Annotated in this window: 6 protein-coding genes and 1 pseudogene; 5 read left to right on the forward strand and 2 right to left on the reverse strand. The window is 63.2% G+C overall.

Features of this window, described 5'->3' with window-relative positions; all coding sequences use genetic code 11:
* Window positions 1–88 precede the first annotated feature (88 nt).
* The 5 genes from VGL40_01645 (at window position 89) to VGL40_01665 (ending at window position 7,105) form a co-directional block, all read left to right on the forward strand.
* Window positions 89–1,426 carry a PDZ domain-containing protein gene (locus tag VGL40_01645; GenBank protein ID HEY3313974.1) on the forward strand — a complete coding sequence of 446 codons (1,338 nt, stop codon included), beginning with the start codon at window positions 89–91 and terminating at the stop codon, window positions 1,424–1,426.
* Window positions 1,423–3,462 (forward strand): excinuclease ABC subunit UvrB, encoded by a 2,040-nt coding sequence (gene uvrB / locus VGL40_01650; protein HEY3313975.1) that lies wholly within the window; start codon window positions 1,423–1,425, stop codon window positions 3,460–3,462. Before VGL40_01645 ends, uvrB begins: the two co-directional genes overlap by 4 nt.
* An 899-nt stretch (window positions 3,463–4,361) precedes the next feature.
* Complete coding sequence (locus tag VGL40_01655; protein HEY3313976.1) at window positions 4,362–4,487, forward strand: hypothetical protein; 126 nt, start codon at window positions 4,362–4,364, stop codon at window positions 4,485–4,487.
* A gap of 162 nt (window positions 4,488–4,649) precedes the next feature.
* Complete coding sequence (locus VGL40_01660) at window positions 4,650–6,293, forward strand: MEDS domain-containing protein (GenBank protein ID HEY3313977.1); 1,644 nt, start codon at window positions 4,650–4,652, stop codon at window positions 6,291–6,293.
* Between the two features lie 95 nt (window positions 6,294–6,388).
* Window positions 6,389–7,105: a 4Fe-4S double cluster binding domain-containing protein gene (locus VGL40_01665; GenBank protein HEY3313978.1), complete on the forward strand. Its 717-nt coding sequence runs from the start codon at window positions 6,389–6,391 to the stop codon at window positions 7,103–7,105.
* Between the two features lie 92 nt (window positions 7,106–7,197).
* Here the strand turns inward: VGL40_01665 and VGL40_01670 are convergent.
* Together VGL40_01670 and VGL40_01675 are read right to left on the reverse strand one after the other, a co-directional pair.
* Window positions 7,198–7,419: pseudogene (locus tag VGL40_01670) on the reverse strand (thioredoxin family protein).
* 12 nt (window positions 7,420–7,431) lie between these two features.
* Entirely contained in the window at window positions 7,432–7,908 is a 477-nt protein-coding gene (locus VGL40_01675; GenBank protein ID HEY3313979.1) for a hypothetical protein, read from the reverse strand.
* Window positions 7,909–8,196 lie beyond the last annotated feature (288 nt).

Below are 8,196 nucleotides of genomic sequence, written 5' to 3' on the forward strand. Positions count from 1 at the left end.
GGGATCGTGGCTTTTTGTACCCAATCCGGCTGCGATTGGGCTGGTCGACGTGGACGCCCAAGATTAGGCCGGTGAGGAGCTGACGCGCTTGTTCCCCTTCCTCGACGTCATCAAAGGCATCCTACAGCTGGCCCCGAGCGTCCTCTTCGGGGGCCCGACCTTCCTGTTCTTCTGGATCATGGTCGGCGTCGTCGCCCTCATGTACCAGAGGATCACCGACCTGGAGAAGAAGCTCCACGGGGTGGCCAGGAACGAGGCCCTCGACCAGACCCTCTCGGCCATCTTCTTCGGCTTCTTGGCCGGCCTCGCCGGGAGCTTCGTCCTCATCTTCGTCGGCGTATCCCTGTCGCAGGGCGATACCGTCTGGGTGATGGGCCTGGCCATCCTGCTGATGCTCGTCGATCGCCGTCTGATCTGCTTCTCCTACGCCGGCGGGATCGTCTCCCTGTCCTCACTCCTCTTCGGCTGGCCGCACGTCAATGTCCCCGGCCTGATGGGGCTGGTGGCCGTCCTCCACATCACGGAGAGCCTCCTCATCCGGTTTACCGGGGCCAGCTGCGCCACCCCCGTCTACATCAAGAACCGGGGTGGACGGGTGGTCGGCGGCTTCACCCTTCAGAAATTCTGGCCGGTCCCCATTGTCGTCCTGGTCCTCGCCTTGATCACCGACCGCAGCCTGCTCACCGGGGTCACGGCGATGCCGGAGTGGTGGCCGCTGATCCGCAGCAAGGGCATGCCCCTGGACGACCCCAACTGGATCTTCACGATGATCCCGGTGGTCGCGGTCATCGGTTACGGCGACATCGCCATCACCAGCCCGCCTGAGATCCGGGCCAGGCGCAGCGCGAGCTACCTGGCCTTGTATAGCTTCGCCCTGCTCGGGCTGGCCATCCTCGCCTCTCACAGCACCCTGGCCGCTTGGCTGGCGGCCCTCTTCAGCCCGCTCGGTCACGAGGTGGTCGCCGTCTCGATGAGCCGCCGCGAGTTGAGGGGCCGGCCATACTACGTGCCCCCGCCGCGTGGCGTGCGCATCCTCGACGTCCTGCCGGGAGGGCCGGCCCGGACGGCCGGGCTGCGGCCGGGGGACATCATCCTCGAGGTCAACGACGAGCCTGTGAACAAGAAGGTCGAGCTGTTCGACTGGTTGCGTCCCCCCGGCGCGGGCTACACGCCGGACGGGCTCAGGGGAGCGGCCTGGCTGCCGCACATCAACCTCAAGGTCCTCCGGGGCGAGAAGCTTCTCCACCTGCGGGCAACCGAGCTGCGCCGGGAGGAAGGGGTCATCGGGCTGATCATGGTCCCCGAGGAGGGCGACGACTTCCAGGTCGAAACGAAGAGCGGCGGGCATCTGCGGCCCCTGTTGGATTGGGTGGCCGGCCGGCTGCGCGGCGCTGCCGGGCGAAGCGGAGGGTGGAGGAACCAATGATCGAGACAGAACCGACCCAGAAGTTCAAGGTCGTCAGCGAGTATGAGCCCAGGGGCGACCAGCCGAAGGCCATCGACCGGCTGGCCGAGGGGATTCTCGGCGGGGCGCGGGTCCAGACCCTGCTCGGCGTGACCGGCTCGGGCAAGACGGCCACCATGGCCTGGACCATCGAGCGGGTCCAGCGGCCGACCCTCGTCATCGCCCACAACAAGACCCTCGCCGCCCAGCTCTGTGCGGAGTTCAAGGACTTCTTCCCGGAGAACAAGGTCGAGTATTTCGTCAGCTACTACGACTACTACCAGCCTGAGGCGTACATCCCGCAGACCGACACCTACATCGAGAAGGACTCGATGATCAACGACGAGATCGACAAGATGCGCCATGCGGCCACGGCGGCCGTCATGGAGCGGCGCGATACGATCATCGTCGCCAGCGTCTCCTGCATCTTCGGCATCGGTTCGCCCGAGGACTACCAGGAGATGAGGCTGTCGCTGGAACAGGGGCAAGCCGTCGACCGCGACGCCATCCTCAGGCAGCTGGTAGAGATCCAGTACGAGCGGAACGACGTCAACTTCACCCGCGGCACCTTCCGAGTCCGTGGCGACATCGTCGAGGTTTTCCCGGCCTCCTTCGACGAGCGGGCCATCCGGGTAGAGCTCTTCGGGGACGAGATCGAGCGGATCACCGAGGTCGACGTGCTGACCGGGGAGATCGCCGGCGAGCTCACGCACTTCACGGTCTACCCGGCCAGTCACTACGTGACCCTCCAGGCCAAGCGCGAGCGGGCCATCCACGGCATCGAGGAAGAGCTGGAGATGCGGCTGAAGTGGCTGCGCGAGCACGAGCGGTTGGTCGAGGCCCAGCGGCTCGAGCAACGCACCCGCTACGATCTGGAGATGCTCCAGGAGGTCGGCTTCTGCTCGGGCATCGAGAACTACTCGCGACACCTCAGCGGCCGGCTTCCCGGGCAGCCGCCATATACGCTGCTCGACTTCTTCCCGAAGGACTTCCTCATCGTCATCGACGAGAGCCACCAGACCATCCCGCAGGTCCGGGCGATGTGGGCCGGGGATCGGTCGCGCAAAGAGGCTCTGGTCGAGTACGGGTTCCGCCTACCGTCGGCCCTCGACAACCGGCCCCTGAACTTCGCCGAGTTCGAGCAACGGATCAACCAGATCGTCTTCGTCTCGGCCACCCCGGCTGCCTACGAACGCGAGCATTCGACCCGGGTGGTCGAGCAGATCGTCCGCCCGACCGGCCTGGTCGACCCGGCCGTCGAGGTCCGGCCGGTCAAGGGGCAGATCGACGACCTCCTCGAGGAGATCCACGACCGCGTCGGGCGCGGCCAGCGCGTCCTGGTGACGACCCTGACCAAGCGGATGGCCGAGAACCTTACCGACTACCTCCGGGAGGCCGGGGTCAAAGTCCGCTATCTGCACTCGGAGATCCACACCCTGGAGCGGATGGAGATCATCCGCGACCTGCGGCTGGGCGTCTTCGATGTGCTCGTCGGGATCAACCTCTTGCGCGAGGGGCTGGATTTGCCCGAGGTCTCGCTGGTGGCGATTCTGGACGCCGACAAGGAAGGGTACTTGCGGTCCGAGACCTCACTGGTCCAGACCATCGGCCGGGCCGCCCGCAACATCGACGGCAAGGTGATCATGTACGCCGACGTCATCACCGACTCGATGAAACGGGCCATCGGCGAGACCGACCGCCGCCGGGCCCTGCAGGAAGCCTACAACAAGAAGCACGGGATCACCCCGGAGACGGTCAAGAAGGCCGTCCGCGACGTGATGGAGACCTCGGGCGGGGCGACCAAGGTGGCCGAGGCCAAGGACATCTACAAGCCCGGGTTCGACGCCGGCAAGCTCAACCGGCGGGAGCGCGACAAATTGCTCGAAGCCTTGCGCAAGGAAATGAAAGAGGCCGCCAAACGGCTCGAATTCGAGCGGGCGGCCGATCTGCGGGACGCGATCATCGAGATCGAGCAGGGGAGCGGGGGGAAGGCGCCGGAGCCGCGACGGGCGAACTGACCGACGTGGCTACGCTCACAGGCTCAGGTGGGTCAGGATGAGATCCAGGAGGGTCTCCAGCCGCCAGGATTATGCCGGCGTAGCACAGGAAGCTCGCGCAGGTCGTGATCAGCAGCTCTTGAGACAGGCCACCTGGATTGAACGACTGATCCTGGGCGAAGATGCGGGACCTGAACGGCGGCGGGAAGCTGCTGCAGATCGTTGAGGGGGTCTCCAGATGACCGTGCCGGAAGCCGCCAGACCCACTGCCTCCGGCCGAATCTCGTCGGCCTGGCGGAACCGCCTCGGGTGGATCGCCGTGGCCCTGTCGTCCTTGGTCACCTCGTTCTTCGCCATGTTCGCTTTCGGGGAGAGCATGGCTTGGGGTCACCTTCCTGGCCATCGCCGTGCCCTGGACGGGGACCATCTTCGTCCTTCTGGGCGCCCTCGCCGTCTTGCTCTTTGGGGGTGCGCTGGGGCTGGTCCTTGGGCTCCTGCTGATTGTGGCTGGGATTCTGTTCTACCTCGGCCGACCCCGGCCCCGCAGGTTGGCGTATTGGGTCGCCGCGGGGGTTCCGATCCTGGTTGGAGGATTGACCATCGTGATGGTCGCCTTCCACGCGCCGCGAGTCTCTGGCTGAGTCCCGGTACGCGGCGGTCAATGTCAAGAGCGGCTGAGCGAGCATGGCTCGTCAGCCGCTTCTTTGTCGGGCGCTCGCTTGTGGAGATGGGTCAGGTCTTCGGGGCCTCAGTGCGATCAGCCCCTTGCACTTCGAGTCCAGTTGCTCATAGGGTCGGGAGAATCAGGTCCACCAGCGTGCCGCCATCCAAAGGCGGAGATTGCTCTTGCTCCGCGCGAAGTGGCAAGCCGGATTCGTGGAAGACCTTCCCACAGAATACTCGCCTGAGGACCGATGGCCTTGATCAGTAGACCGCTTGGCGAGACACTCTTAACCTCGGGCGGGGCGGCCAAGGTGGCCGAAGCCAAGGACCTCTACAAGCCCAGGTTCGATGTCTCGGAGCTGGGCCGGAGGGCCCTTTCCTAGAACAACGAAGGGACTACCTTCCACGAAGGAAGAACAAATGGTCGAAAAGTGACGAACGGTTGCAGGCCCAGACACGAAGGAAGAATCCGTAATCTCGGCAAAAATGAGTCTTCTTGTAACCCTGTGAATGCGAAACAGTGCCTTCGGAAGGAGTCCTCGCGGATGAACAGTCGGCAATGCGATTCCGGAATCAACGGCGTGGGAAGGATTCCCTGGGGCAGCCACATAGGGCTACTGTACGAGACCAAGGATGAGCTTATCGATCTCCTGGTTCCATACTTCTCGGCCGGGCTCGAAGAAAACGAGATGTGCGTCTGGGTAGTCTCCGAACCCCTTACCCCAGAGATCGCTTTGGACGCTCTCATCGCCATGCGCCCCGCGGTGAAGAGAGGGCTGCTCGAAGGCCGGATACGGATCATTGACTATGCCGAATGGTATCTACCGGACGGTGTTTTCCGAGCCTCGCGGGTCGCCGACGGTTGGGTCGAACTCGAGAAACAGGCGCTCGCCTCGGGGTTTCGTGGCCTGCGGGTGGCCGGGAACACATCGTGGTTGAACGGTCAGGTGTGGGACGACTTCATGAGCTACGAAGAGACGCTATACGGAAAGCTGGACAAGTACCGTATCGTCGCCCTGTGTTCCTATCAAGCAACCGGTCTCACCACCTGGCAGAAGTTCGAAGTCTTCAAGAACCATCAGGTGATCCTCATCCGGGACAGTGGGGAATGGCGTTGCATCTGGAATCCCCACGTCAAGGCATCGGAATGGGAAGCGATGTTCCAAGACCTGTCGGAAGCGGTCTTGTTGGCTGACGACACCGGGGAGTTGATCGCCGCTAATCATGAAGGATTGTCAATCCTCGGACTTACCTCAGTTGACCAGTTTCCGCGCCACTATGCCGCCGCCACTCTGCCGGGCTTGTTCTTCGGCTCAAGTCAGCCTTTGGAGCCGGGCCCATGTCGTGATCGGCCGGCTTGCTTCCGCAACCATTTGGGGCGAGAGCTTGACCTCGTCGTCTCTGTTTCGGACACCCGACGTCTCTCGGGCAGTCCAGGTCGACACCTCATTGTTGCCACAGACGTATCAGAAATCAGAAGGCTTGAGAGGGCCAAAGACAGCTTCATGCAAGTCGTCAGTCATGAACTCAGAAACCCTCTGCAGGTAGTCAGGGGCTTGGTGCAACTCACCCAGTATAGGTATGCCGGCATTTTGCCGGAAAAGGGCGTCGATACCCTGAGAAGACTCGACACCCAAGTCACCGACCTTGCTCGCCTCGTTGAAGATATCCTGACCGCCTATCGGCTTGACAAAGGGGAGTTTCCAATCAGCCTTGGCCTCTTCGGTCTGGCCGATTTGGTCACCGATGTCGTCTCCACTTATACCGCTAATGGGTCACACGAATTGATTACCGAGACCTACGGTTCGAATTCGGTGAGCATCCTGGTCGATGGATTTCGGGTCAAGCAGATCATCTCGAACTTGCTGAGCAATGCCTGCAAATACAGCGAAGACGGCCAGAGAATTTGGGTCAGAACACGGATCGGGGCCGACCATGTGCAGGTCATGGTCGAAGATGAGGGAATCGGCATCCCCAGAGACCAGCTGGAGAAGATCTTCGAAGGGTTCTATAGGGCTGACAACGTCAGCCAGTGGAAGACCGGGGGAATAGGCCTTGGGCTGTACATCAGTCGCAACCTTGCCCGGAGGATGGGAGGCGACCTGTGGGCGGAGCAAAACCCAGGCGGTGGAACCACAATGGTGATGGAATTGCCACTGCAGCAAGGGTCGGAAAAGCAACTGGCGTAGCGCTCGCTGCCGATGACGCCGGAGCAGGTTTGCCTCGGCCCCGGTCGAATAGGTGAAGTATGGACACACCGCAATCCTCTTCCGGCACGGATCGGATGGGCCTCGTCGAACGCCTGCATGAGCTGGCCTTGAGTGAGGGCATCACCCATTTCGGCGTGGCCGACCTGGGCCCGGCCGGTGACTTCATCGCCGCCCAGGGAGGCCGGCGTCTGCTGGGCTTTCCCCGGGCCATCTCCCTGGGCGCCGACCTCAGCGATGCGATGGTCGAACCCATCGAGGACCAGGATGACCGCGGCCCGCTGCTGACTTATCGCTACTACATCTACGAGATGGTCAACCGGCTCCTGAACCAAGCGGCCACCCGGGTGACGGCGGCCCTTCAGGCGGAGGGGGCCAAGGCCTACGCCATCCCGGCCTCCCATAGCCTCGACACCGACCGGCTCTGCGGCCTCTTCTCCCACAAGCTGGCGGCCCGTCTGGCCGGCCTCGGCTGGATCGGCAAGAACTGCCTGCTGATTACTCCGGAGCACGGTCCGCGGGTCCGCTTCGCCACCGTCCTGACCGACGCCGACCTGCCGACCGGCCAACCCTTGCCCGACGGTTGCGGGACCTGCGAGATCTGCGTCAAGACCTGCCTGAGCGGGGCCATCGTAGGCCGGGCGTTCGACCAGGCCGAGCCCAGAGAGGCCCGCTTCCTGGCCAAGACCTGTGAAGCCCGGTCGAAGAAGCGAAAAGAGGCCCTCGGGATCACTGACCCCGGATCCCTCTGCGGCCTGTGTGTCTTGGTCTGTCCGTACGGCTCCCGGCCCTGATCCCCTGCTTGCCGGGAGATCGGACGGAGCCGCCGCGGGCAAGACAAAAGCCCGGCCTGGGCCGGGCTTTTTCATTGACCTCACGGATGACTCTACTTCGCTTCATCCACCGCTTTCTGGACCCATTCGGCGAAGGTCTTCTCCGGCACCGAGCCTTCGAATTCGACCTTCGTGTCTCCCTGGCGGATGACCACCTTGGGCACCGCATAGACGCTATTCTCCTGCGACCATTCGGGGAATTCGGCGGCCTCGATCACCGAGGCGTGAACCTTGTCGCTCTCCATGGCCATCTCATGAGCCAGCCGCGCCGCGGCCGGACAGTGCGGTCACGTAGGGGTGACGAAGACGTCGATCCGGACGTCCTTCGTCAGCCCTTGCAGCATGTCCTTGGTCGGCTGGGCCAGCCTGGTCTGCTCCTTGGACACATCCATCAGGTCGGCGACCAGCACCGAAAACTCCATCCCGCCCGGGAGCCCGTAGAAGCGCACCCCGCGATCCTTCCCCTGCGAGTCGAGAAGGACCATCGCCGGGACCTTCTCGATTCCGTACTTCGCGGCCGCCGCCCCATCCTGGCTGAGGTCATGGATCTCCACCTTCAGCTTGGACGACAGACCCTCGAGCTCTCTGGTCAGGTCGGCGGCGGTCTGGCAATACGGGCAGCCCTCATCCGGCTCGGTCTGGGCTTCGCCGGTCGCACCGTCCTTGGCTTCCTGTAACCGCGTGAATAGGAGCAGGCTGACCTCGCCCTTGAACTCGTCGCCGAAAAGCTTTTCGAGGTAAGCCCGGTCCTTCTCCTGAATCAAAGGCACTTCTCCATCACCTCGCTTGCCAATCATTATGCCCGGAATCGGAACGCCACTGCACTTCCCGGGGAATACCCCAAGGGGTATATCCCAGCCCGTATTCAGTGTATCAGCCCGCGCCCGCTCAGTCAATGAGCGGCACGGTCTCGAGGCTGTCAAGTTAATGTTGGTGGCCTATTAGGCGATCCGCAGCCGGCCGTTACGATAGGCCCGCTGGAAGGGTTTGGTTTACTTGTTTGAAGAAGTGAGATAGCCCGTGGGAAGCGTTGCGGCCCATGGTCAACGCAG

The sequence above is a fragment of the Bacillota bacterium genome, from assembly GCA_036504675.1.
Taxonomy (GTDB): domain Bacteria; phylum Bacillota; class Sulfobacillia; order JAJYWN01; family JAJZPE01; genus DASXUT01.